The organism is Candidatus Nitrotoga sp. BS, assembly GCF_927797785.1.
Classification (GTDB): Bacteria; Pseudomonadota; Gammaproteobacteria; order Burkholderiales; family Gallionellaceae; genus Nitrotoga.
In genome coordinates, this window is the sequence record NZ_CAKMLL010000098.1 from 16,634 (window position 1) to 41,389 (window position 24,756).

The window sequence follows — 24,756 nt, forward strand, 5'->3', positions numbered from 1 at the left end:
GATATACCTGAATTACTCGTGCGGTGCATAACCAACAATTTCCAGACCAAATCCTGTCATGCTCGGCAGCTTGCGCGGGGTAGCTAGCAGGCGCATCTTGCCGACATTCAGGTCGCGCAGAATCTGCGCACCAATGCCGTAACTGCGCAAATCCCACTGGGGGATATGGTGCGCCTCAGGCGTTACTTCAACACGTGCTAATAAGTCACTCGATGTTTCGTTGCGATGCAATAACACCAACACCCCGGCGGATGAATGACTAATTTTCAACATTGCATCATGCACACTGATTGAATTCGTGAAACTTGCCTGTTCCAGAAAATCCAGTACTGACAGCGGTTCATGCACGCGCACCAGCGTCTCAACTTGCGGCTGAATATCACCCTTAACCAAAGCCAAATGGGTGCGCTGCGTAGTTTTGTCCACATAGCTGATCAGATCGAATGCGCCATAAGCAGTTTGCACTGACCGTGTTGCGACGCGCTCGACGAGCTTCTCGTGCTGGCTACGATGCTCGATCAGGTCGGCGATAGTACCAATTTTCAAGCCATGCAGTTGCGCGAACGCTATCAGGTCAGGCAAGCGTGCCATCTCGCCGTCATCTTTTAAGATTTCGCAGATAACCGAGGCGGGGGTCAGCCCCGCCAATTGCGCCAAATCACAACCCGCTTCGGTATGACCCGCGCGCACCAGTACACCACCTTTTTGTGCCATCAGCGGAAAAATATGTCCCGGCTGTACGATGTCTGCCGGCTTGGCATTCTTACTGACAGAAGCCTGCACGGTGCGAGCACGATCGGTTGCAGAAATCCCCGTTGTAACGCCGCTCGCTGCTTCAATGGAAAGTGTGAAATTGGTTCCCAACGGTGAACCATTGTCGCGCACCATTAACGGCAGGTTAAGCTGCTTACAATGTGCGTCGGTCAAGGTAAGACAAATCAGCCCGCGGCCATGCTTGGCCATGAAATTTATTTTTTCAGGCGTAACGAATTCGGCGGCAAACAACAGATCACCCTCGTTCTCACGATCTTCCTCGTCCACCAGCACTACCATGTGTCCGGCGCGAATTTCGGCAATTATTTCTTGTATTGGTGCAATATCTGTCATGTTCACTAACCCTGTGCTTGCATAATACGTTCAAGGTAACGCGCAATAAGGTCAATTTCCACATTGACCTTATCCCCGGCACGCAACTCGTTCAGCGTGGTCACCTCTAAAGTGTACGGAATTAAATTCACGCTGAACATATCACCTTCAACCTGATTCACTGTCAGACTCACCCCATTGATTGTGATGGAGCCTTTTACCGCGATGTATCTAGCCAATGATTGCGGCACACGCACGCTAAGTTTCCAGCTTTCGTCGAGATCAGTGAATTCCACCACCGCACCCACGCCATCCACATGCCCACTCACCAGATGTCCGCCCAGCCGGTCAGCCAGGCGTAGCGCTTTTTCCAGATTGACGCGAACACCCTGTATTTCCAGCCCAACCGTACAATTCAATGTCTCGCGCGACACATTTACGCTGAAACGATTACCCTCAATTTTAACGACAGTCAGGCACACGCCGTTCACAGCAATACTGTCGCCAAGTTGTACATCATCCATGCCGAGCGCACGAGTGATTACGGAGAGATCCAGACCCCCATCACGGTTTTCCGTGCGTTCAATGATGCCTACGTCTCCGATGATGCCACTAAACATGCTGCACTCGAATCAAGTCCCACTCCCCTGAAAGCGTATCTAATCTAACCAAGCACATATTCATTTATGGCGCACTCGTGACACGATGCGTAAATCCTTTCCGACATTACGCACATCCTGCCATTCCAGTTCTACGCACTGATCCAGCATAGTCAATTCACCCAGTTGCGCCATACCGCGCGCCATATCACCGAGCAACTGCGGTGCCACATACAGCACCAATTCGTCCACCAGTCCCGCTTGGAGCAGCGCGCCATTCAATAGACTGCCCGCTTCCACCAGCACTTCGTTGCAGCCGCTTGCAGCCAGATCGCGTAACATCACAATCAGATCTACACGCCCACACGCATCCGGCAACACAACTACGCGCACACCCGATTTTTCGAGTGCGGCCATTTTTTGGAAGTCTTGTGTTGCAGTGTAAACCACCGCATTTCCTCCGCACAGGATGCGTGCTGTTAGCGGCAATTGCAGCTGGCTATCCAGCACCACACGCAATGGCTGACGCATGGCTTTTATCTCAGAGACACCCGATTTCGGCTCATGTATGGCCAATTGCGGTTCACGTACATTAAGCTGCGGATCATCAGCCAGCACTGTACCGATGCCGGTAAGCACTGCGCAGGAACGCCCGCGCCAGTGTTGAACATCTTGCCGCGCTGCTGCGCCAGTAATCCACTGGCTCACACCATTATTCAATGCCGTGCGACCATCCAGACTCATGGCTATCTTGCTGCGTAGCCACGGTAAACCACGCGTCATACGTGAGGAAAATCCAATGTTCAGTTCACGCGCCTCACCTTCCATCAATCCGCACTCGACCTCGATACCTGTAGCGCGCAATTTTTCCAGACCTTGTCCTGCCACCTGCGGATTAGGGTCTTGCATTGCTACTACCACGCGTGTCACACCTGCACCGATCAACGCGTCGGCGCAAGGAGGCGTTCTGCCCTGATGGCTGCAGGGCTCCAGCGTAACGTAAGCAGTTGCCCCGCGCGCCGCCTCCCCGGCGGCGCGCAACGCATGCACTTCCGCATGAGGTTCGCCAGCATATTGGTGCCAACCCTCTCCCACGATTTTGTCATCGCGCACCAGCACACAACCGACTCTCGGATTGGGGCTGGTTGTATACAGTCCACGCTCTGCCAGGCGCAACGCACTAGCCATCCACAAACTATCTTGCGTAGACAGCATGTTTAACTCACTCGAGGTTTGGACTTTACAGGCGATTTGCGCACTGCCTCGACCGCCTCAGAAAAATCTCTCACATCCTGGAAGCTTTTGTAAACCGACGCGAAACGAATGTAGGCCACCTTGTCCAGCTTCAATAATTCCTTCATCACCATCTCACCGATTTGCCGGGAGTCGACTTCACGTTCGCCGAGAGCGAACACACTTTGTATCACGTGATCTATGGCCGCATCCACCAGTTTGGTGGGAACCGGACGTTTATGCAGCGCACGATTAAAGCTGGTGTTCAGCTTTTTTTCATCGAACTCAGCGCGCATGCCGTTCTGCTTGACCACCTGGGGCATTCGCAGCTCGACTGTTTCATAGGTGGTAAAGCGTTTTTCGCAAGATAGGCAGCGGCGGCGGCGGCGGATGCTATCGCCCTCCTCACTTTCGCGTGTATCCACCACTTGGGTGTCGGGGCCTTTGCAAAATGGACATTTCATAAGGTTAAAGAATAAAAAGCTGGAGTTGGCAGTCGAAAAACGAAAGTTGAGGCGTAATGAAGCGAACAAAAAGTCATAGTGCCTCGGTTTTTCTTAGCTCTCTTTCCTTAGTCTCTCCCTCCCTATTGTTACGCTAACCATACACTGGAAATTTCGCGCATAGCTGCTTCACATCTTCCGCCACGCGGTTGATCACCTCATCATCATTCGGTGCATTCAGTACATCCGCAATCAGGTGCGCCAATTGCTCCGCCTCCAGTTCTTTAAAGCCGCGCGTGGTCATGGCTGGGCTACCGATGCGAATACCGCTGGTAACGAACGGCTTTTGGGGGTCGTTAGGGATAGCGTTCTTGTTCACCGTGATGTGGGCTCGACCCAGCGCCGCTTCGGCTTCCTTGCCGGTGATGTGCTTGGATTGTAGATCCACCAGAAACATGTGGCAGTCGGTGCGTCCGGACACAATGCGCAGGCCACGTTCCTGTAAGACCTTGGCCATCACGCGGGCGTTATCAATCACCTGTTGCTGGCATTCCTTGAATTCCACACTCATCGCCTCCTTGAACGCCACGGCCTTGGCGGCGATTACATGCATCAAGGGGCCACCCTGTATACCAGGGAATATTGCGGAATTGAGCACTTTTTCAAATTCTGCCTTAGCCAGGATAATGCCGCCACGTGGGCCACGCAACGTTTTGTGGGTGGTGCTGGTGACAAAATCAGCGATACCCACCGGGCTGGGATAAAAACCGGCCGCCACCAATCCGGCATAATGAGCCATGTCCACGAACAAATATGCCCCTACGCTGTCGGCGATGGCGCGGAAGCGCTTCCAGTCGATCACTAGCGCATAGGCGGAAGCACCGGCAACGATCATCTTGGGCTTATGTTCCTGAGCCAGCTTTTCCACTGCGTCGTAGTCAATCTCTTCTTTTTCATTGAGACCGTAAGCAATTGCGTGATACAGCTTGCCACTAATACTCACAGAAGCGCCATGAGTCAGATGGCCGCCATGTGCCAGTGACATGCCCAGAATGGTATCGCCCGGCTTGAGTACTGACATATATACCGCCTGATTGGCTTGCGAGCCGGAATGAGGCTGGACATTGGCATATTCAGCACCAAACAAAGCTTTTACGCGATCAATAGCCAGCTGTTCCGCCACGTCCACGTATTCGCAGCCGCCATAGTAGCGCTTTCCGGGATACCCTTCGGCATACTTGTTGGTCAACTTGCTGCCCTGCGCCTCCATCACTGCCGGGCTGGTGTAATTTTCTGAAGCGATCAACTCAATATGATCCTCCTGACGGCGACTTTCATCTTGGATCGCTGCCCATAATTCAGGGTCGGCATGAGCTATAGTGTTTTTGATAGAGAACATGACTGATTTCCAATAGGTCAATGAAGGAGAAAAGGCGTGTATTTTATCACGTTGGCTGGGAACAAACTTGTTACAGCCTTGTGAGCGCATGCACTATAAAGTGCACATCACTTAGTAGACCCGAGTCTCACCAGTAAGAAATGGGGGGTTATCAGCTGTACACGGCAAAAATGAGATCGTTGATAACGATGCATCGCCGTGCTTTGACTGGCTGTTTTTCCGTTGATGGGGCTTTGTGAAGCTGTAAAAATAGTTGGATTGGGTTGCATTACAGATAATAAATAATTGCTTTACATTAAATGGGATGTTTTTCGCTACGGTCGGTCCACTCTGGTATGAAGCTGGGCACGGCATCCAACTTTCTTTTTGTCGAAAGCAAAACTCCGAATGATTCCGCGAGTACGGATACCCGACCCGAGGCGATCCTTTTAGCAGGATCGGGCGGAGCACTGTTGCGCTAGCATCGCCTCAATTTGCTCCGAAGACACGGGCGGACTGAATAAATAGCCTTGCATCTGGTCGCATTCGAGCGATCTCAGCAATTGCGCCTGCTTTTTTGTTTCAACCCCTTCTGCGACTACCTTCAGATTTAGCGAGTGAGCCAACAATATGATGGTCGAGACAATAGCTCTGTTTTCCACGCTGTTTTCTATATCGACGATAAAAGCGCGATCAATCTTCAGTATGTCTATCGGAAGTTTCGCGACGTAGGCAAGCGACGAGTATCCCGTTCCAAAATCGTCAATTGCTATGAGTACGTTCATATCCCTTAGTGCTGCGAGTTTCATGATATTCCGTTCAACATCCTCCATGATCAGGCTCTCAGTGATTTCCAGATCGAGTCCATGCACATTCATTTGGTCTGCGCCAATGACCTGCTGTACAACGGTAACAAAGTCTTTGTGCCTGAGCTGGATGGACGAAACATTAACGGCGATGCGCGGGGGCTGTAATCCTGCCGCCTGCCATCGACGGTAGTCCTCCATGCTTTTTCTGATGACCCATTCTCCGACGTCGAGTATCAATCCGGTTTCCTCCAGCAGCGGGATAAATTCTGACGGTGGTACCATACCTCTTTCTGGATCGTTCCATCGTATCAGCCCTTCCAACCCATTGATATGTCCGGTCATGAGATCAACCTTTGGCTGGTAATAGAGTACGAACTGCTTTTCTTCCAATGCCTTGCCAAGCTTGTTTTCAAGGAACAGTTTTCCGGCAACCCGGTCATTCATCTGCGGCGTATAGAATAAATACCGTTCCCCTGACGCCGTCGCTTTGTTGAGTGCTGTTTTCGCATTGATTAACAGCGTATCCGCATTGTCTCCATCGTTCGGGAACAGCGCTATGCCAGAACGGATGGATATGCGCAGATCGGTTCCGTCCACTGTGAAAGGCTGCTGGAAAAGCGGAATGATGGTTCGTTCCAGAAGGTGCAAGGAGTCAGACTCATCTTTCACGTCTACGAGCAAAATGGTAAAGCTGTCGGGACCCGTGCAGGCCACCAGATGGGGCTCCACAACTGCGGTTTTCAGACGCTCCGCAGCCAGCTTAAGCAGGGAATCACCAGCCTGGCGTCCTAGCGTGTCATTTACATTGCGGAAGCGTTCCAGCTCAATATATATAACCACCAGGATCTCGCAATCCTTTTTAGCGGCGTTCACCTGCTGATTCGCACGGTCGCAAAAAAGCGTGCGGTTGGGAAGCTCTGTCAGAGCATCGTAATAGGCCAGATAGTCGAGTTTTTCTTCCTTGGATATGTAATTAAGCGCAAAGGAAACATCCCCGGCCAACTCGTTCAAAAGTCGCATTTCATCGTCTGTAAAATAGCCCGGGGCTGCCGCATAAAATGCGATTAATCCCACTGACTGATTTTCCACCTGCAGCGGCAAAATCACCATCGAACCGTAGCCACGCGACAAGGCCTCTTTCTTGTACTTAACTCTCGAATCCGACTTAATATCGTTGACAATGATTGCCTTCCCGCTGAGCAACGCCAGTTTGGCGACACCTTCGGGTAAGTGGTGTGAGCCGCATCCCACTGCTTCCAGATAGCCGTCGTTATGACCCGCCCATATCTCAGTACTGGTGTAGTGTGTGTCCGGTTGAACGAGACCAATCCACACCATCATGAATTGACCATGCTCCACGGCGATATGACAAACCTCTTTGAATAATTGCGGACAGTCGTGAATGCGCACGAGCGCGGAATTGATACCGCTCAACACCTTCTGAATGCGCGAAAGCTTGGCAAGCTGCTCAAACGAACGGCTCGCGCGCAGCATGTATCGTACGCGATAGCCCAATATCGGCCAGTTGATTGGTTTCTGGATGAAATCCGTGGCACCGGACTGATAGGCGCGGTCGATGGACTCTACATCGTTGAGTCCTGTCATCATCAGTATCGGGACATGCTGTCCCGCCGACATTGCGCGCAATTCACTGCACACGGCGAATCCGTCCTTGCCTGGCATCTGCACATCAAGCAGCACTATGTCAGGCGTATCACCACTGAATGCCGCCAACCCGGACGTTCCGCTCTCGGCTTCAATGACCCGCAAACCACACTGCTCGAGAACCACACGCGCCAACAAACGCATGGCCTCATCGTCGTCAATTATCAGCGCAAGTGGTGCACGCACGGAAAGGCTCTCGTCCTTCATATCGGGTTAAATTGCATTTGAAGAGCAAGTATCAATTTGGTGTATTCTTCCTGAATTAACCCAAATCGCGCCTGTGCTTCTTCGTACTTACCGTCGCGCGCGTAATGTTCCATCTCTTCGCACAAGGTAGCCATCCTGAGCGCGCCCAGATTGGCGCTGCTTGACTTACAGGTATGCGCTGCTCGACTCATCGCGGCCCAATCACATCGAACCTCTGCGTCCCGTATAGCATCGAGGAGCTTGGGCGTATTTTCCAGGTACAACGTGATTATCTTGTTCAAAATATTTGGAGTTCCTGGCCGCTGTAGGGCACGTATCCTGTCCAACGCTTGGAAATCAAGCAGTCTGCGATCCGCAATCGGAGCGATGGCAACGGATGGCAGATCTGGAGTCTGAGCTGGTGAAGGCTGACCCCCGCCTACGGGCAGCCAACACCGCAGCACCGCAGCCAGTTGCTCATGAGTGAATGGCTTGGATAGATAGTCATCCATCCCTACGGCCAGACATCGTTCGTGGTTGCCGATCACAGCATCGGCTGTAAGGGCGATGATCGGAACACGACGCGCGCTTGGAGCCCCATCGCTAGAGGTGGAGGACATGGCTGCCAAAGCTTCTTGTCGGCGAATCTCTGTAGTAGCGGCAAAACCGTCCATTTCCGGCATCTGGCAGTCCATAAGGATCAAGTCGAAGGCATCGTCGGAAATTTTACTGGAAAATGCCGCCACAGCTTTCCGCCCATTGTCCGCAACCTCTACCTGCCTACACAAGTCCTGCAGCATGGCTATAGCAACTTCCTGATTAATCGGACTGTCCTCAACCAGGAGCACTTTCGCATTCAAGCAAGAATAGCTACGTGCTGCAAAACTGAAAGCGGCGAACTCATCTGTTTTTTTGGGCGTATTCGTAAATGCGACGATGCAATCGAAAAGCTGCGATTGAGACACCGGCTTGCTCAATACGCCAGCGAGGTTTAGCTCGCACGCAACTGCATCAGAGACTTCGTGACTCATGGAGCTCAATAACACGAGTTTTAGCGAAGTATTCTTTGATGAATTGCGAATGCGCCTGGCAAGCTCCAGACCAGTCAGATCAGGCATAGTTGAATCCAGAATCGCGAATTTGTATGGTTCGCTTGCGTCTAGCATTGCCAGTACTTCGGTGCCGTTGGCCGCTATATCGACATTTATTCCCCATGCGCCGAGCTGCCGACAGAGGATTTCGCAATTCGCTGCATTGTCACCTACGATCAGGCCACGCGCACCAGGCAGGATAGACGGAAATTCCATGGAATGAGAAGTCGCTTGCGACGATGGTGCGCATTTTTTTAGATGTGCAGTAAACCAGAAGGTCGAGCCCTTGCCCACTTCACTTTCGAGTCCGATCTCGCCGCCTAACATCTCCGCAAGCTGCTTTGAAATGGTAAGCCCCAATCCTGTGCCGCCGTACTTGCGAGTGGTACTGGTATCCGCCTGGGAAAAAACCTCGAAGATTCGAGCTTGCGCATCCATTGCGATACCAACCCCGGAGTCGCTAACCTCAAAACGCAACAATACTGCGTCGGTCCGGTTTTCAACGATTTTTACCCGAATTATAATTTCGCCGGTTTCAGTGAATTTGATGGCGTTGCCGATCAGGTTGGTGAGTATCTGCCGCAGCCGCCAGGGATCGCCTATGAGTGTGTTGGGCACACCGAACGCAAATTGATAGTGAATCTCAAGCCTCTTGGCCTGGGCAGGTTCGGCAAGCAGTCGCATCATTTCGTCAACCAGGTCGCGCAGGTTGAACTCAACGTTTTCAAGCTCCAGCTTTCCGGACTCGATCTTGGAAAAATCAAGAATGTCGTTGATAAGCTTGAGCAGCGTCTCGCCGGAGCGCTGCACAATTTCCGCATAGCGCCGCTGCGGACCGAGTAATTTGGTGCTCAGCAACATCTCGGCCATCCCCAACACGCCGTTCATCGGCGTGCGAATCTCATGGCTCATCCTGGCCAAGAACGCGGATTTGGCATGATTTGCCGCTTCTGCGGCTTCCTTGGCGGCAATGAGTTCCTGTTCATTGCGCTTGCGCGCGTCATACGCAAGCTTTGCTTCACTCTCCCGCTTCGCTGTCTGCGCGAGCTTCCAGCTCACGCGGCCCAAGGCCGCGATGAAGAGCATTAGCAGCAAGCTTGCGATCATCGCACGCAAAACAAACGTCCCAGCTTCGGCGCTGGAAGCCGCCAATTGTTCCTGCTCCGAAACGCCAACGACCAAGGTAAGTGGGAATGCATACATTTGCCTGATGCCGGTGAAGCGAACCACACCGTCCCACGTGTTATTGAACCTATGCGAGGTCACGGTGTCCTGCATGGCACCGGTCGCAAGTAACTTGTCATTGTTAAATTTGTCGCCGGAAAACACTGCGTCGCCCGTGCGGCGAACCCAAAACACGCCATCCTCCGTTCCTACAAGCCCCAGCAATCCATGATCTCCCAGCTTGTTTTTTTCGTAACCGCTGACGAAATAGGCTGCATCCGTCGTCAAGGTTACGATTCCTGCGAGGCTTCCATCGGGCGCGTTTATACCGCGACTGAATTCCATTCTCCACTCGCCGTTCTTAGAGTGTTGCGAAGTACGGCTAATCCTCAAATCAGGTGATTTAAGATGATATGCGTAGTTCTCAACCGCATCAGCGTTCATGTCTCCGGCACGGGTACTCGCGATTGATTTCCCGCTTGAGTCCGTAATACTTATTGCAAATAGCAGATCTGGAAGCAGCAAGTTTTTTTGACTCAGAGCTGACAGCACCATCGGATCGCCGGATGACTCATAAGCGTACTTTACAACTTGCAAAGTGTGATCGATTTGGAGCAAGTTGCGTAGCATCTGCGCTTCATATGTATCTACAAGTTCGATAGCTGTAGCCTGTACGCTGCGCTCGGCGTTCGCCCGCTCGACCTTGATCAGATTAAATGTGCCCCCCCAGATCACTGCAAGACAAATGGCTGCTATCACAGGAAACAGGATTTCAGGCTCTGCCAAGCGACTGAACCAGCGGAGCAAGACGGCGGATTTAATGCGGGGCAGATTTAACGAAAGCATTATATTCCTTCAGCTTCCTCAGTTAGGCTGGGCAATACCATAAAAAATTTATGCTCCGGTCGAAAGGACAAAATCAGAAGATGACACTGGTTCAGAGACATCTCAGGGAAGCCATTGATAATTCCGGCGGCCTTTTTCCCCAGCGGCCTCATCGCTTACATAACAACTAAATGCCGCGCTGAATCTTTTTACTCGTGTTGTCTTGAGACTACAATTGTTAGACTCACCCATAGGCCGCAGCACTGCCACTATTGGGGAAACAATACAGTGACATTCCTATCGACCTGGCTCCTGTCTATATAGCAGATGACGTTTGGCTTTTCCGCAACCAGTCGCTTCGCCCCTGCTTCTGTAGCGACCTCTCGTGGCGGCTGGCCCCTGCCGGTAAAAATTAGTTTTGACCAGTGGGCTTTGATTTGCGCCTGGGACTTGCCGATTAGCTGGGTGTAGAACTCTTCGCGTAGCGGAGAGTTCTCGGCGAGATCACACGGTATTGCCGGGGTGCCGTCGGGAAAACGAGCGGACCGTCCCAAATAAATGTCTGTCAATTGGTTTAATGTCAGCGAAGTCACCGAGCTTTTGGCTGAAACCACGGCCACCACATCCGCGAATGCGGAAGCAGGGCTGGCGATCAGGCAGAGAATCAGCATGATCGCAGCGCTCATTTTCAACTTGAATGCCATGCGTTCCATAGCGTTCAAAATATGAAATCCAAAGCGATGCCGACTGCGCTGACCTTACCGCCAGGCTGGAAGTTCGGCTGGACGTTACCCAGCCTTCCGCTCGAAGTCGAATCCAGCATCATATAATCGTACTGTGCCTTGAACGCGATGTTCTTCATGAAGTCCCAGCGTACGCCAACAGCTAAGCTTTTCTGCCCGAATGCCCCGGCAGTCAGTGTACGATTGATCCCATCATTGAGTGCCGCCGCACCGGCGGCGAGGGAGGGAATAACCGCCAATGCGGTGACCGGAATTTCTGCTTCAGACTGCTTTTCGGGGCTCAGCTGCGCCACCGTCATATAGGGAGTGAACTTGCCAATTCGGTAACCCGCTGTGGCATACCATGCCGTGGATTTTGCCAGGAACGAATATCCGTTGAAATGGGCTAATTCTGCCATGAGCAGCCACTGGTCGCGGTCATAGCTTGCGCTGAATGAAAAAAATGAAATCAGCGCGTTTTCGAAGCGATATTTATTTGATAAATTGAGCGATTGACTACCTATCGAGGCAAAACCGGGAATAGCAGAGAGTGTATTGCCGAATTGAGTTAATCCTTCAAAAAGCGCGTCAGTCTCCGGAGTATGCAAATCGACTCGCGCCCGCGAATAGGACGCACGCAGAGTTATCGGTCCGTAGTCCAGCGTATTCGCCAAGGATATACTATTCTTTACCTTGGCAGTTCCGGAATTCGGCAGCTTCGGGCTGATCTCTCCGTAGGAGAGATGCACCATGTTCATCGCTTCGCCAACGCCGAACCGGTAATTTACATCGACACCGTCTTTGTTGATAAACGGTAAAAGCCCGTAGACTTCTTGTGGTGGCCGAATCCACAGATTAGCATAGCCCACCAGGCGTGAATCCGACACCATAAATGGCGTCGTTACAGTGCGGCCGACCCGGATGTCGAAATCCGGGGTGAACTGGTACTTCAGATTAGCCCACTCGACGCTAGGTTCGTAGCTATTGTTATACTGATGCTTGGAAACCAGCTGAAGGACGGCGGAAAATTTGTCGCTAAATCGCGCGTCGGCCTGCACGCCTAACTTCGTGTCCACACCCATGGCCCAACTACGTGTATATCCGGCGCCATTCGGTTCGAAGGGCCCGTGCGTAAAATCAGCATTTTTTGCATTCGAGTGAACGCCGCCAAGCGTACCGAATCCGCGCAGTTTAAAAGTAGGGCTCTCCCCGTCGTCGGAAGCACACGCGGTCGGAGCCGTGGCTCCAGAGAATATGACCGCAGCGATGAAGGCACACCGTATTGAATTGAATATGTCGATATGTTTCAAAATCTTCTCATTTGCATCATCTCGCACCTATGTGCTGGACTTATAGCGGCTAAATGACAATAGACTTTAGGGACAGTTGAATTAAAACGAATCTTATGTGTTTTGATTGCGGCTGCAATGCTCGCAAAATATAACTTAGCATCTTTGCGCAAACTGACAAGTTACCATTGCCTGCCTTTGCGAGCCTAGTTCATATGCGGATCGCACTTCTGTCTTGGAGCAAGCATTGGTTTTTCAAAAGATATCCTCAGCCATCGCAATTCGTTCGCTTTAAAGTCTATGATCAAGAATGAAATTTCTGTTCTGGTGCACCCATAAACAAACAGAAATAAACAGACGCTAACCTTATTATTGGTTATGTAGTTCAGCCTCAAGCTACGCGGAAACTGTTACCGATGCGTAGCATTTGTACACGATCAAGGTTTTTCGCTAATGCCACCTGGCGGTTATTGCATTCTTGAACTGGTAGGCGACCTTGATATTTTTCCATAAACCGGGCACTAAATGCTTCGAACTTTTCACAATAGTTTCCGCGCGACTGGTGGGCTATTAAAATATCCTTACATACTGCCAATTTAAATCCTGCTAAATAGGCTGCGAAGGTAAAATCGGTGTCATAGATATGAAAACCATCGAAATTTTGTTCATCGAAGCGTATTTCATTCACCACTCGTCGATTCACGGCAAAGAAAAACCCATCCAAAGCTTGAATCCCTTCAACGACCACCGAAGCTACCCCGCCCCATACTGACAAGTCGAAACGATTGCCAGGCCATACATCATCAGTGACCGGGTAGGCAACAATTCCGTGCATGTAGGGATCTCCTGCGTATCCCCAATTGCTGGCGACTAAATGATTCGTGCCGGCGCAACCGACCAAATCATAAACATGAAGATGTTGGCGCAAACGAGAATGAAAATCGGTCGTAATTATCTCGATATCATCATGGCAAAAAATCAGAATATCGCCCCGGCTTTGATTGATGCCACGGTTATACCCTTCGCAGAGTGACTGTGCGTCATGGATGCCGATAATCTCAAACGGGGTGTCTCCCAGTAGCTCAGTGTAGTTTTTTGAAATAAACGCGAATTTTTCTGGTTTTATGCTGCAAATGACTATTGAAATCATGTTACTTGGCACCGTTTCAATTGATATATAGCTATTAGCCGCTGCATCGCACGTTGAATTCAGAGTGATAGAACGATTCCATTTGACGTAATGACGTTTCCATCTCGAAGATTTTATTGCTACCGGCAATGATTCGTTGCACAACTTGCTGGCGCCATGCACTGTCTGTGCCGATCTTGATGGCTTTTTCTATATAGTCCGCCTGGTCTTTCGCTATAAGTTCATTCAGCCCCATACATTTCAGCATTCCGTAGCTTTGTCGACCACGCATAAATTCTCCCGGCAAAGTTATCACGGGTAAGCCGCAGGCAAGCGCATCCAGTGTTGTGTTGCCGCCGGACCAATGCAGGGTATCCAGCATCACATCACACAGCATATTGACGCGAAGATAATCATCATGTGCCATTGAAGGCAGAATAATACCGCGCCCTTGCGGCTCCAAATCGCGCGTGCGCAGTGCTTGCGAAAATCGGGTAAACAAGGTGTTGGTGATGTTGGGGTGGCGACCGGCAAACAGCACGATGACGCCATCCGGGTCACGTTCAAGTATGTGAGCCAGCAGTACATCATTGTCTGGATGAATCTTGAATAATGATTGCGGGCATAGATACAGCGTCTTACCTTCGGGTAACGCAAAGTCGGCGCGACTCGCGGGCGTAAGCAGCACAGGCTTACTGTAATGCGTGCCTAGACCCTCAAGCAATATTAGTTTTTCTGAATATTGAATCTCGGCGTTATCTGGCTCCATTGCAGCGCTGGAAAAATAGTAGTCGATATTTGCATGGCCGCTGGTTACAGGGTGCCCCCAGCCAGCGCATTGCAACGGTGCCAATCGCATGGCAGCCAGTAGGAAACTGGTGTTATCCATGCCCAGCTCCGGGTAAACCAGGACATCCAGGTCATCCGCCAGCACGGATGCAGCAATACTATCCGGCGAAACAGGTCCCGCGACAAGATGGCGAAAATGGTCGCAATCGTCGACTATCTCCTGGGTGACATGATCTGTTTCTGAGCGGGTATGGTAGACAAAAATTTCAAATTGCTCACGATTTAGCCGCGTGATCCAGCTGCGAAAATACATCCCGACCGTGCAATTTCTGAAAAAACTGGACAGATAACCAATGCGCAAACGGCGTCCAGCTGCGTCTTTTTTCATGCGCGGCTGCATGAATTGCGGTGCGATTTTCACCAGCATGGCAGAAACAAAATTCGCATAGTCTGTTTGCAAATTCTTGTCGTCTAGACCTTGGTAGGCCAAGTAAAAGTTGCTCCAACGCAGGTCGTCCAACAACCTCTCGGGCTCGTTGTGAGAAATAAAATTCGGAATATTTGCGTGCAAAATTTTCAGGCCATTAGCAAATCGCTGACGCGCTTCCAACAAACCAGCCTGATTACGGTATACGGCGGGCAACGATAGCAAGGCACCGAGTGCCGATTTCAATTCATGCGGATTCACCGTTTGCGCTTGCCGATATGCCGCAAGCGTTTGTTCGATTCGGCCTTGCTCCCAGAACACGCGGGCAAGTTTGTTGAGTTCCGCGCCATTCTTGCCTGGCCTCAGTCTTACGGCATGAGTGAAGCTGGCTTCCGCTTCATCGAGCTTACCCAGTTGGTGCTGAACAGAGCCGAGATAGCTGCAAGCCTGAACGTGATCCGGATTCAAACGAAGCACATGGTTGAAACTGGTTTCCGCCAAATTGAGTTGTGCCATGTCCAGATATGCGATACCCAGGTTGTAATGAGCCAGCACATAATCTGGTTTCAGCAGAACAGCCTGAGTAAACTGCTGCTGAGCGCCAACGAAGTCACCCAGCGCACGAAGCGAGGACCCCAGGTTGTTGAAAGCTCCGGGGTAATCCGGTTTGTGATGGATTGCATCGCGAAAATTTGCAGCGGCTTGCTCAAAGCGTTTTTGGTCATGCAGGATGATGCCGATATTGTTGTAAGCCTCGGCATAGTCTGGCTGCACGCGAATTGCATTTTGCAGGCTAGCGATGGCTTCATCTGGCCGGTCCAGATCTTCCAGCGTAAGTCCGCGCAGAAAATGATTGCGCGGCTCTTTTGGGCTGAGAACGATGGCTTGATCAAGGCACGCCAGAGCCCGCTCCAAATCACCGGCTTGCCGCGCCAGTGCGGCAGCCTGCTGCAGCGCCTTGGCCTGATTCAATATATCGGCGCTATCAGTCATGGCTGCATAGGATATTCATCCTAAGGTACGATGCCTTTCTGCAGCAACGCCTGCCGGTAGGCCTCTTCCAGATGACGCACATGATCATCCATGTTGACTAGCGGCGAGTCGGACATACCGCGCCGGATAGCATCCGTAACACTGGCATAGAACGTTTGATCATTGGCAAGGCGTTTGGCGATGTCGATAAATTCCTGTTCGTTGCGGGCAATCGTTGCCGTTACGCCAAGATTCGTCAGAATACTGAAGCCGGTGCGTTCGCCATGTCGTTCCCCGCACAGCGTGACCACCGGCACACCCATGTCTAGCGCTTCCAGCGTGCCATTGACGCCACCATACGGCAATGTATCCAGCACCAAGTCAACCATGGTATAGCGCGCCTGGTTGTGGGATTCATCCTTGCCAAATGGAATAAAAACAACGCGATTTTCTGCTATGCCAGCTGCCTTGAGCCGTTGCAGATAACTGACTTTCGCTTCAATGTTATGCGGCGAGAATGCAAGTATCGCGCCCGGCAATGCTTCCAGCACCTTGTGCCACAACGCGAGACAACGCGAACTTAACTTTATCAAGCTGACGAAAGCACCCAGTACGATAGTGTTCTTGCCTATGCCAAATTTTTTGCGTTGATAGTTGTGCTGACTGGCGGGCGCGATGTGACGATAAGGAAATACGCAGCCCTGCATCGGCAACAGGCGCTCCAGCAGATACGCCTGATTTGCTGAAGTGTCAGCGTATTGATCCGTTAACTTGAAATCAATGCTATCCAGTCCCACGGCTCCGGCGCTGGCGATGTGGGTAATCTGCAAGCGCGCTGGCTTATGCGCCAGTATCGCTGGCAGACTTCCCTTAGTGTGGGTAGACAGATCCACCAGGATATCCAGGTTGTCCTCGGCAATACGATTGGCCGCACTGAGCGCATCCAGATTTGCGATGCCGACAAACTGATGACTGCGAGCACGAAAACGCTCGGTCCATGCATCTTGCTGCGATGACAGCGAATAGCAGTACACCTCGAATTGCTCAGTATCATGCCGGGAAATGGCCTGATATATCATTTTCCCCATCACATGATCGCGCAGATCGGCGGACAAATAGCCCAGCCGGATTTTGCCGCCAGCGGCGCGCGCGGATAGCGACAATTGAGGGGTATATGTTTGCTTGCTCAACTGGTTGTAGCGCTGGTACAGGGCGAACAAACGCTCTGGAGGAAAATCAAAAGCCAAAAGTATAAATAGCATTTCCTCCAACCGGTCCAGTGCATCGGCGGTGTTGAGGAACGCATATTTTTCGCTCAGCAAGTCATCCAGGTACGATTGCTGCTGTTCGACTTCACCCAGATACTGGCAGGCTTGCAGGCCATACGCCGCGAGCATGACAGAGGGTGGCGCGTGGCGGCGAAACTGTTTAAAATTTTCCAGCCATTGATTGATTTTACCGGCATCAAACAAGACATCGCCCAGATGGTAATAAGCAGACGCATGATCCGGCTGAAAATGCAAAATTTGCTGGTAGCACTTGGCAGCGCGTGCGGCCATGCCTTGCTGCTGGAATAGTACGCCCAAGTTGAATAATGCCTCGGTATTGTTTGGCTCCAGTGCCAAGGCACGATGATAGGTGGCCAATGCCTCATCCGGCATACCTTGTTTTTGATATACCACGCCAAGATTGAAGTATGCAGATGCTTCCTGTGGCTGACTTTGAATCGCCTGCTGCAATGTCGTGACGGCTTGCGGCAGCTGGCCGGCCCCGGTCAGGGCACGGGCCAGGCCGTTCAGCGCTGAAAAATGGCCGGGTTTGACTTGCAGCGCCTTGTTATAGCCGGCGACCGCATTTTCCAACTTTCCCTGCTTCAGATAAAGGTTACCAAGTGCCAGATGCGCATCCAGATAGCTCGGGCTAACCGCTATCGCACGTTGAAGTTGCACGATGGCATCATCTTCCTGGCCGGTTTGTTCCAGGAGCATGCCGTATAAATAAAGGGCGGCGGCATGGTCGGGCTCAAGCAATAGTACCTGCCGGTAATTGTCGGCCGCTTCCACCAAACTGTTGGCTTGATGGTGCCGCACTGCTTGCTGGAACAGCACTTTGCTATCGTCGTTTGCAGCTGAGTCTTTTAGCGGACATTGGGCGATAGCATGGCGATAAGCATCTTCCAGATGCCGGGTATACGCATCCATATCAACCAGCGGTGAATCGGCAAGACCGCGCTGTATCTTTCCCACCACCGTGCCGCGCCAGTCGGCGTCGTTCGCCAGTCGGCAAGCAAGTTCGATATATTCGGCTTCACTGTGAGCGATAGTTTCAGGCACACCGAGGTTCACAAGAATACTGTAGGAAGTGCGTTCACTATGTCGCTGGCCGCACAATGTAACCACCGGCACCCCCATATCCAGTGCTGCCAGAGTGGTATCACCGCCGCTGTAGGGGAAAGTATCAAGGGCCATATCTAGCAGCGCATATCGTGCGCGGTTAAACTGCTCTTCCTTTGCTGCTGGGATGAACTTTACTCGTGCCGGATCGATTCCGGCCGCAGCAATTTGACGTAGATAGCTGGCTTTTTCATTTTCTTTCAGGGGCGAAAATGCCAGCACGGCATGTTCGACTCTCGACAAGATAGTAGCCCAGGTATGCAGGCTACGCGGGCTGAGCTTCATTATGTTCGCGAATACGCCCAATACCACTGCATTATCCGCAATGCCTAGCTCGGCCCGACTTAAATGTTTATCCGAAGCGGGTTCAACATGGTGAAAGGGGAACAGGCAGCCTTCCATCGGCAACAGCTTTTCGATCAAATAGGCCGCATTTTCCGGCACGTCGGCATATTGGTCGGTCATCTTGTAATCAACCGTATCCAGGCCGATGCCACCGTGCGCGCCAAGATGGGTGATCAGTACCCGTGCCGGTTTGTAGGCGAGAATCAAGGCATTGGAATAGGATGTGTGGTTGCACAGGTCGATCAGAATATCGAGGTCGTCTTCGGCGATCATCTTGGCGGCCTGCTGCGCGGACAGCGTATGCAAATCTACGAACTTATCACTGATCGTGACAAATTGAGTGGTAAGGGTATCTTTCTGACTAGCCAAAGAATACAAATACAATTCAAATTGACTGCGATCATGGCGCGCCAGCACTTCGTACATAAGCTTACCCATCACATGCACGCGAAAATCAGCTGACAAATAACCAATGCGCAATTTTGTTCGCTGCGTCGACCGGTATGGCGATACCAGCGAAAATTCGGAGAAGTGCTGGCGTTTCACTGCCTGATTGTATGCCTGGTACAAGCGCAGTAGCTGCGCTTGTGGCAAATCGAAGTACTGTGCCACACCTAAAATATTATCCAGCACCCCGATGTCGCCATCGTTGAGTGGATGCGCATACAAAGCTTCGAGGTAATTTTGTTCGCGGGTGAAGTCGCCCAGATAACGACAGGCGGAAAGCCCGGCCACAAAAAACCAGTCGACTTTGTTATCCAGGGACTCATACTTCCTGAATGCATCCAGCCATTCTTCGGTGCGGTCGAGGAGCTTGAGTAGTGTACAAAGATTGTCATAAGCTTCCGCATAATTAGGCGCAATGTCCAGTGCCGCCTGGAAATGCTCCACCGCCAGGCTGGGCCTGTTTTGTTTTTTAAGTATCAGACCTAAATTGAATTGCGCCTGGGGTAGCCTGGAATTGCTTGCCAAGGCGCGGCTGTAAGATTGCCGGGCATCGTCCAGGCGTTCCAGGTTTTGCAAGATATTGCCCAGATTATTGTGTGCTTCGGCAAAACCAGGATTGATTTCGATGGCACGCTGGTAGCTGGTAATCGCCGCATCGGTTTGATTGAGGTATTGCAGCGCCAGTGCCAAATTGTAATGACACTGTGGATGTTTGGGCTGTAACGCCAGAACTTGTTGATAAAACATCATGGCGTCCACTAGCCGTCCTGCTTGATGATGTTGCACTGCCTGTTGAAACAAATTGTCGGGATTATTCATGGATGATTAATTACAATTGTTATCAGTAACTGAAATGGATGGTCGAGTATTTAATGCTGCTGCAAAAAAAATTGCTCCAACTGGCACAATGGCGTTTCATCAGCAAAGATGACGTCGCTATGTGTGGTTATGCGCTGCACAATTTGCTGATGCCATGCGCTATCCGTGCCGAGTCTAGTTGCTATTTCTATATAATTTTCGTGATCGTTTGCGATCAGTTCATTCAAACCTATACACTTCAACATACCGTAGCTTTGTCGCCCGCGCATGAATTGGCCCGGCATCGTTACCACGGGTAAACCACAAGCCAGCGCATCCAGCGTTGTGTTACCGCCGGACCAATGCAGGGTATCAAGCATTACGTCACACAGCATATTGACACGCAAATAATTTTCATGAGCCATGCGCGGCAAAATTTTAATTTGGCCGCTTTTCTCCATCCCGCTTTCATCCATTACACTTTCAAGCCGCTTCATGAAAGCATGGGTAATTGAAATATCAGTGGCCTGAAAAAATACCAGCACAGCATTTTTATTGCGTGCCAAAATTTCCAGCATCAGCTTATCGTTATCGGGATGAATTTTATATAGCGATTGCGGGCAAAGATAAAGAACGCGCTCCTCTGGCAATAAAAAGTCTGAGCGCTTAACTGGTGAAGGACGTACCGGTTTTAAATAGTACGTTCCGATTCCCTCCAGCAATATTAATTGCTCACTATAGTGAGCCTGCGCATTTTCTGGCTCCATTAAAACACTGGAAAAGAAATAGTCTATATTGACATGGCCGGTGGTAACCGGATGGCCCCAGGCAGTACATTGTATTGGTGCCAAGCGCATCGCTGCCAATACCGATGCCGCCTGATCCATACCAATTTCCGGATAAATCAAAATATCCAGCTGGTCTTTTTTGACCTGTCTGCCAAAGTGATCAACATCGCCAACAAGATGTTTATAGCAATCAGAAGCATTGCTAAATTCTTGAGTTACCTGATCCTGAATATGCCCAATGTGATAGCAATAAACTTCAAATTTATCCCGGTCAAAAGAAGTAACCCAGCTTTTAAAATAAGACCCGACGGTGCTATCGCGCATAAAACTCGACAAGAAACCAATACGCAAACGCCTTTGGCTGGGGAAGGGATCTTGTTTTATAGGCTGCATTAAATCTGGAGCCACAACCCGAAGAATATCCGCCACAAATTGTGCATATTCCACTTGCAAAAACCTGTCATCTTGACCTTGATATGCCAAGTAAAAATTTGTCCAGCTCAATCCTGAAAATAATTCTTTTAATTCTAGTTGAAGGAAATTTTCGGTGTTATCACGTAAAGTCTTCATACCCTTGGTGTAACGTTTGCGCACTGCGGACAATTCTGCGGCATTGGAATAAATCGCGGGCAACATCAGATGAGCACCGATGAATGCCTTCAATCCGTTTGGCTTCAATGACAAGGCATGCTGATAAACGGATGCCGCTTCAATATTTTTGCTCTGCTCTTTTAAAGAATAAGCCAAGTTATTTAGCACTTGGATATTATCTGGATCGAGAAAGAGCGCTCGGCGTAATACTTTCTCGGCCTCACTCATCTTCCACTGCACAATGAGAACATGTCCCAAGCCCAAATGGGCATAAATGTTATCCGGCTGAAGTTCAATGGATTTACGATAACAGCTCTCAGCCTCTTTGATTCTTGCTTGTGATTGATATGCGCTGCCCAAATTATTGTAAGCGAGCACATAGTCTGGTTTTAGCCGAACTGCTTCAAGAAAGGCAACCGTTGCCTCATCAATTTTCCCCTGTAAATTAAGTGCACTTCCCAAGTTATTCCAAGCTTGGGAAAAATCGGGAAGTAGTTTTAACGCTAGTCTAAAATTAGCAACCGCTTCATCGAGCCTCCCTTTAATTTGATATAGCGTACCCAACTGATAATATGCTTGGGCAAAACTTGGATTCAGTTCAAGTGCTTTACAAAAATATTCTGCTGCTTCGTCAAACCTCCCTTGCGCCTGCGAAACAAAACCCAAAGCTAGCCAATAATGCGGCTGCTGTGAGTTCGCCCGTATTGCCTTATTAAAATAATTTATTGCTTGTTCGAAATTTTTTGAATTAAACGACTTCAGTCCCATCTGGTAAAGAGCCTCTGGATTAACAGAAGCATCTACAGGAATCGGCTGGTTTTTATTTTGCATTTTTGATTACTTAAAAATTTTATTATGCATGACGCATATACATGAACGGCATTAATTACTCATAGATCATGGATCTTGATGAGCACATCATCTGGGTAGTTCTTATCGTTTTAGTATGCCCAATATCACAACCACATAAAACCCTTCCCCATCAGAAAGTGCCGAAAATTTTTTGAGAATGAAGTGAGATACGGCACCATGAATTTGGCAAATCTCCAGATAGCAGTGATTGCGTATATAATTTGCGGCGAATACGAACAAGGGAAAGAGGGTAAAACAGTCTTTTGTACGCTAAACGAGACACGCCTCAGCCATGACTTGAACAGACATCAAAGCAATGCCAAAAATAAGGACGCAGTATAGCAAAAATGCTGTCCTGTCAGATTCTGCAGTGCTATCTGTTTATTTGAACGTTCCGAAATAATACCTGTTTAGACACAAAGAGCTTACCGAAAATAGCATTATCTCAACTGACCATGATTCATTGCTATAGAAAATTCGCGCTCTTCTTGCCAAGAATGCGGTCAAAAACTAGCCTTCATAATCTCGTAGCTTTGCAAATAACAATGGTCATCCAAATTCAATGACATTAATCTCTGCCCTTTAAACTAAACTTACCGAAGAGTCCAAATGAATCAACCAAACAATATTGATCCTGCAGAATTAAATGTCCAGCCTATCGCAAACATTTATCAAGCGGGACAGATCATAAAAGTTCAGATGAACCTTCAAGTTCGGGAAGTCTGTATCTTTGATCCTGTAATGCGCTTGTTCATTCGTTCTGAAGGAACTGACACCCATTTGGTGGCTACTGATACGCATCTAGGTGGAGTATTTCTGCCTTGGTTGCCACGCGGCGAGTTCTGCTTCAGTTTTGATTGGCCAGTATCACTCCCTCCGGGCAGTTATGAACTTGGCGTTTCATGGGGCACGGTAAGCAAGGTTCGTATACCGGATTCATTACAATTGTTTTCCATCCACGGAGTTGAATCAGCACAACAGGTCTTATTGGGTACGTGGAGTATTGAGCCGGAAACGGAAGCTCGTATAAACCAGCTGTCATGGCGTCAAGGTATGACTAATTGGTTTCATCGTCATTTTTGTCATGCTGCCAAAGTCATTGGAGAACTTTGTCTCGCCAACTCTGAAAAACTGCAGGGCAGAATTCTGGATATCGGTGCGGGAGAAGGCATTACAGATCTGAGTATCGTTCTGCGCTATCAGCCGCAAGAACTCGTTGCCCTGGATATTGTGGACTACATTCAAGAATTACCCAGAGTCGCACAGGAAAACGGATTGCCTTTACAATCCATGCCAGACAACTTTACTTTTTTACAGCAAAGCTGCGAGGAAATTCCCTATGCCGATGAGAGTTTTGACGTAGTCATATCTTGGGGTTCGCTTGAACATATTGCAGGGGGATATCGAAAAACATTGGATGAGGTATATCGAGTGCTGAAACCGGGTGGTTTATTTTTCGTCGCCCCTGGCTTGTACTATTCAGCAATAGGAAGCCACTTGGGTGAATTTGATTCAACCCCTCACCTACACCTGCGCATTCCAGAAGCTGACTTAAAAGAAATGGTAATGACCACTAAACCTACGATAATGGATCGTTCTGGCTTTAATGTCACCAATGAAGATTATTGGCGTTTTTATAAAGAACTTAATCCTATTCGCCTGGCTGATTTTGAAAAAGAATTGCGAAGCTATGGATATATTTTACTTCGCGCCGCAATCAGAACCAGCGAGGTAGTTGAATATGATGCGGCATTACAGCCGTATAGCATTCTGGATTTGGCCGTAGAAGAACCCTACATAGCTGTTCAAAAACCGGAAAAAAATCTCAATAATTAACAGTCTCGATTTTTGTCGTCAATTTTCGGTTTAGACATGTTGTTGTTCTTTACGTCATATGAAAAAAGATAGTAGTGATCGATTTCATCAAGGGAAATTAATTCTGAACGCGCAGCGACCACGAACGTGGAGTTATCCCTTGAGAATTCCAATTAAGCCTTCCGGCGATTTCCAATGTAGCCCACAAATAAATCGCGGCAGACACCACAGATCATCTTGATTTGTTACATATCGGCCATCAGCTGAGAACGCAGCTGCCAAACCATGCTCGTCAATGTGATTGGGCAAGTATACTTTTATAAGGTAATCGTTGTAATGACCGTAAGGAAATGCAAATAAAGGGACTGAAAGTCCATTTGTCTTTTTTGAAATGAAAGCCGAAGCGTCGCGAATCTGAGCGTTCGCATCAGCATATGTTGCAACTTCATGAAAGCTGCCACGTATTTCTGAAGATAGAACAACACTCGGAACGACGGGGTGTACATGATCCCAACTATGATTTCCGATTGAAATCATCCCCGTTTTGGAAGCGCTTTCCCACCAGTCATCACCTAACCAGTCTTCATTCAGGAACGTATAACCACATTCTGGACTTCGCGTCATAGCTTGACGCGCGAACGGAGAAGCAATTACGAAGCTAGTCGCGCTTAATCCTGGCTGGACATTATTATCGTGTTTAGCTCGAAACGTCATCATTTCGTTATAAAAGCTTCTCTGGTAACCGTGAATTGGGTGAATAAAATCTTTGTAGTCGAACACTGGGCCATCATCAAAGGTGAGTGCTACATAAATTTTTTCGTCATTTCCCGACCGCTCCCCCGCCTGATAACGACTAAGTTTCTCGACTAGTGTAGTGAACCGTAATTAACGGAACTAATAACAATGGTGCCTGTCTCATT

The 24,756-nt window shown here is 49.7% G+C and carries 15 protein-coding genes; 1 reads left to right on the forward strand and 14 read right to left on the reverse strand.

Annotated elements, in window-relative coordinates; all coding sequences use genetic code 11:
• Positions 1-12: 12 nt before the first annotated feature.
• The 13 genes from ribBA to MJ769_RS11900 all read right to left on the reverse strand — a co-directional run bounded on the left by ribBA (position 13) and on the right by MJ769_RS11900 (position 22,000).
• A complete protein-coding gene (ribBA, locus tag MJ769_RS11840; RefSeq protein ID WP_239237346.1) occupies positions 13-1,107 on the reverse strand; it encodes a bifunctional 3,4-dihydroxy-2-butanone-4-phosphate synthase/GTP cyclohydrolase II in 1,095 nt (364 codons plus the stop codon).
• Between the two features lie 5 nt (positions 1,108-1,112).
• Positions 1,113-1,706, reverse strand: coding sequence for a riboflavin synthase (locus tag MJ769_RS11845; protein ID WP_239237347.1), 594 nt, complete (start codon positions 1,704-1,706; stop codon positions 1,113-1,115).
• 60 nt (positions 1,707-1,766) lie between these two features.
• Positions 1,767-2,900 (reverse strand): bifunctional diaminohydroxyphosphoribosylaminopyrimidine deaminase/5-amino-6-(5-phosphoribosylamino)uracil reductase RibD, encoded by a 1,134-nt coding sequence (gene ribD, locus MJ769_RS11850; RefSeq protein WP_239237348.1) that lies wholly within the window; start codon positions 2,898-2,900, stop codon positions 1,767-1,769.
• A 2-nt stretch (positions 2,901-2,902) separates the two neighbouring features.
• On the reverse strand, positions 2,903-3,382 hold the full coding sequence (gene nrdR, locus MJ769_RS11855; protein ID WP_239237349.1) for a transcriptional regulator NrdR: 480 nt from the start codon (positions 3,380-3,382) through the stop codon (positions 2,903-2,905).
• 133 nt (positions 3,383-3,515) lie between these two features.
• Positions 3,516-4,760 (reverse strand): serine hydroxymethyltransferase, encoded by a 1,245-nt coding sequence (gene glyA / locus MJ769_RS11860; RefSeq protein WP_239237350.1) that lies wholly within the window; start codon positions 4,758-4,760, stop codon positions 3,516-3,518.
• Positions 4,761-5,188: 428 nt separating this feature from the next.
• On the reverse strand, positions 5,189-7,420 hold the full coding sequence (locus MJ769_RS11865) for an EAL domain-containing protein (protein WP_239237351.1): 2,232 nt from the start codon (positions 7,418-7,420) through the stop codon (positions 5,189-5,191).
• Positions 7,417-10,500 (reverse strand): response regulator, encoded by a 3,084-nt coding sequence (locus tag MJ769_RS11870; RefSeq protein ID WP_239237352.1) that lies wholly within the window; start codon positions 10,498-10,500, stop codon positions 7,417-7,419. Before MJ769_RS11870 ends, MJ769_RS11865 begins: the two co-directional genes overlap by 4 nt.
• Before the next feature lie 248 nt (positions 10,501-10,748).
• Complete coding sequence (locus MJ769_RS11875; RefSeq protein ID WP_239237353.1) at positions 10,749-11,201, reverse strand: phosphate ABC transporter substrate-binding protein; 453 nt, start codon at positions 11,199-11,201, stop codon at positions 10,749-10,751.
• A complete protein-coding gene (locus MJ769_RS11880) occupies positions 11,198-12,511 on the reverse strand; it encodes a hypothetical protein (protein WP_239237354.1) in 1,314 nt (437 codons plus the stop codon). Before MJ769_RS11880 ends, MJ769_RS11875 begins: the two co-directional genes overlap by 4 nt.
• A 370-nt stretch (positions 12,512-12,881) precedes the next feature.
• A complete protein-coding gene (locus MJ769_RS11885; protein WP_239237355.1) occupies positions 12,882-13,640 on the reverse strand; it encodes a glycosyltransferase in 759 nt (252 codons plus the stop codon).
• Positions 13,641-13,674: 34 nt separating this feature from the next.
• Positions 13,675-15,828 carry an O-linked N-acetylglucosamine transferase, SPINDLY family protein gene (locus tag MJ769_RS11890; RefSeq protein WP_239237356.1) on the reverse strand — a complete coding sequence of 718 codons (2,154 nt, stop codon included), beginning with the start codon at positions 15,826-15,828 and terminating at the stop codon, positions 13,675-13,677.
• A gap of 20 nt (positions 15,829-15,848) precedes the next feature.
• Positions 15,849-19,811: an O-linked N-acetylglucosamine transferase, SPINDLY family protein gene (locus MJ769_RS11895; protein WP_239237357.1), complete on the reverse strand. Its 3,963-nt coding sequence runs from the start codon at positions 19,809-19,811 to the stop codon at positions 15,849-15,851.
• 50 nt (positions 19,812-19,861) lie between these two features.
• Positions 19,862-22,000: an O-linked N-acetylglucosamine transferase, SPINDLY family protein gene (locus MJ769_RS11900; RefSeq protein WP_239237358.1), complete on the reverse strand. Its 2,139-nt coding sequence runs from the start codon at positions 21,998-22,000 to the stop codon at positions 19,862-19,864.
• Positions 22,001-22,630: 630 nt separating this feature from the next.
• Between MJ769_RS11900 and MJ769_RS11905 the strand changes: the two genes are divergently transcribed.
• Complete coding sequence (locus tag MJ769_RS11905; RefSeq protein ID WP_239237359.1) at positions 22,631-23,857, forward strand: methyltransferase domain-containing protein; 1,227 nt, start codon at positions 22,631-22,633, stop codon at positions 23,855-23,857.
• Positions 23,858-23,989: 132 nt separating this feature from the next.
• Here MJ769_RS11905 and MJ769_RS11910 read toward each other — a convergent pair whose 3' ends face one another.
• Positions 23,990-24,649 (reverse strand): polysaccharide deacetylase family protein, encoded by a 660-nt coding sequence (locus MJ769_RS11910; protein WP_256445723.1) that lies wholly within the window; start codon positions 24,647-24,649, stop codon positions 23,990-23,992.
• Between the last annotated feature and the right edge of the window lie 107 nt (positions 24,650-24,756).

Coding starts and splice junctions, on each gene's coding strand:
- ribBA (WP_239237346.1), bottom strand. CDS start 1,107: ATGACAGATATTGCACCAATACAAGAAATAATTGCCGAAATTCGCGCC.
- MJ769_RS11845 (WP_239237347.1), bottom strand. CDS start 1,706: ATGTTTAGTGGCATCATCGGAGACGTAGGCATCATTGAACGCACGGAA.
- ribD (WP_239237348.1), bottom strand. CDS start 2,900: ATGCTGTCTACGCAAGATAGTTTGTGGATGGCTAGTGCGTTGCGCCTG.
- nrdR (WP_239237349.1), bottom strand. CDS start 3,382: ATGAAATGTCCATTTTGCAAAGGCCCCGACACCCAAGTGGTGGATACA.
- glyA (WP_239237350.1), bottom strand. CDS start 4,760: ATGTTCTCTATCAAAAACACTATAGCTCATGCCGACCCTGAATTATGG.
- MJ769_RS11865 (WP_239237351.1), bottom strand. CDS start 7,420: ATGAAGGACGAGAGCCTTTCCGTGCGTGCACCACTTGCGCTGATAATT.
- MJ769_RS11870 (WP_239237352.1), bottom strand. CDS start 10,500: ATGCTTTCGTTAAATCTGCCCCGCATTAAATCCGCCGTCTTGCTCCGC.
- MJ769_RS11885 (WP_239237355.1), bottom strand. CDS start 13,640: ATGATTTCAATAGTCATTTGCAGCATAAAACCAGAAAAATTCGCGTTT.
- MJ769_RS11890 (WP_239237356.1), bottom strand. CDS start 15,828: ATGACTGATAGCGCCGATATATTGAATCAGGCCAAGGCGCTGCAGCAG.
- MJ769_RS11895 (WP_239237357.1), bottom strand. CDS start 19,811: ATGAATAATCCCGACAATTTGTTTCAACAGGCAGTGCAACATCATCAA.
- MJ769_RS11900 (WP_239237358.1), bottom strand. CDS start 22,000: ATGCAAAATAAAAACCAGCCGATTCCTGTAGATGCTTCTGTTAATCCA.
- MJ769_RS11905 (WP_239237359.1), top strand. CDS start 22,631: ATGAATCAACCAAACAATATTGATCCTGCAGAATTAAATGTCCAGCCT.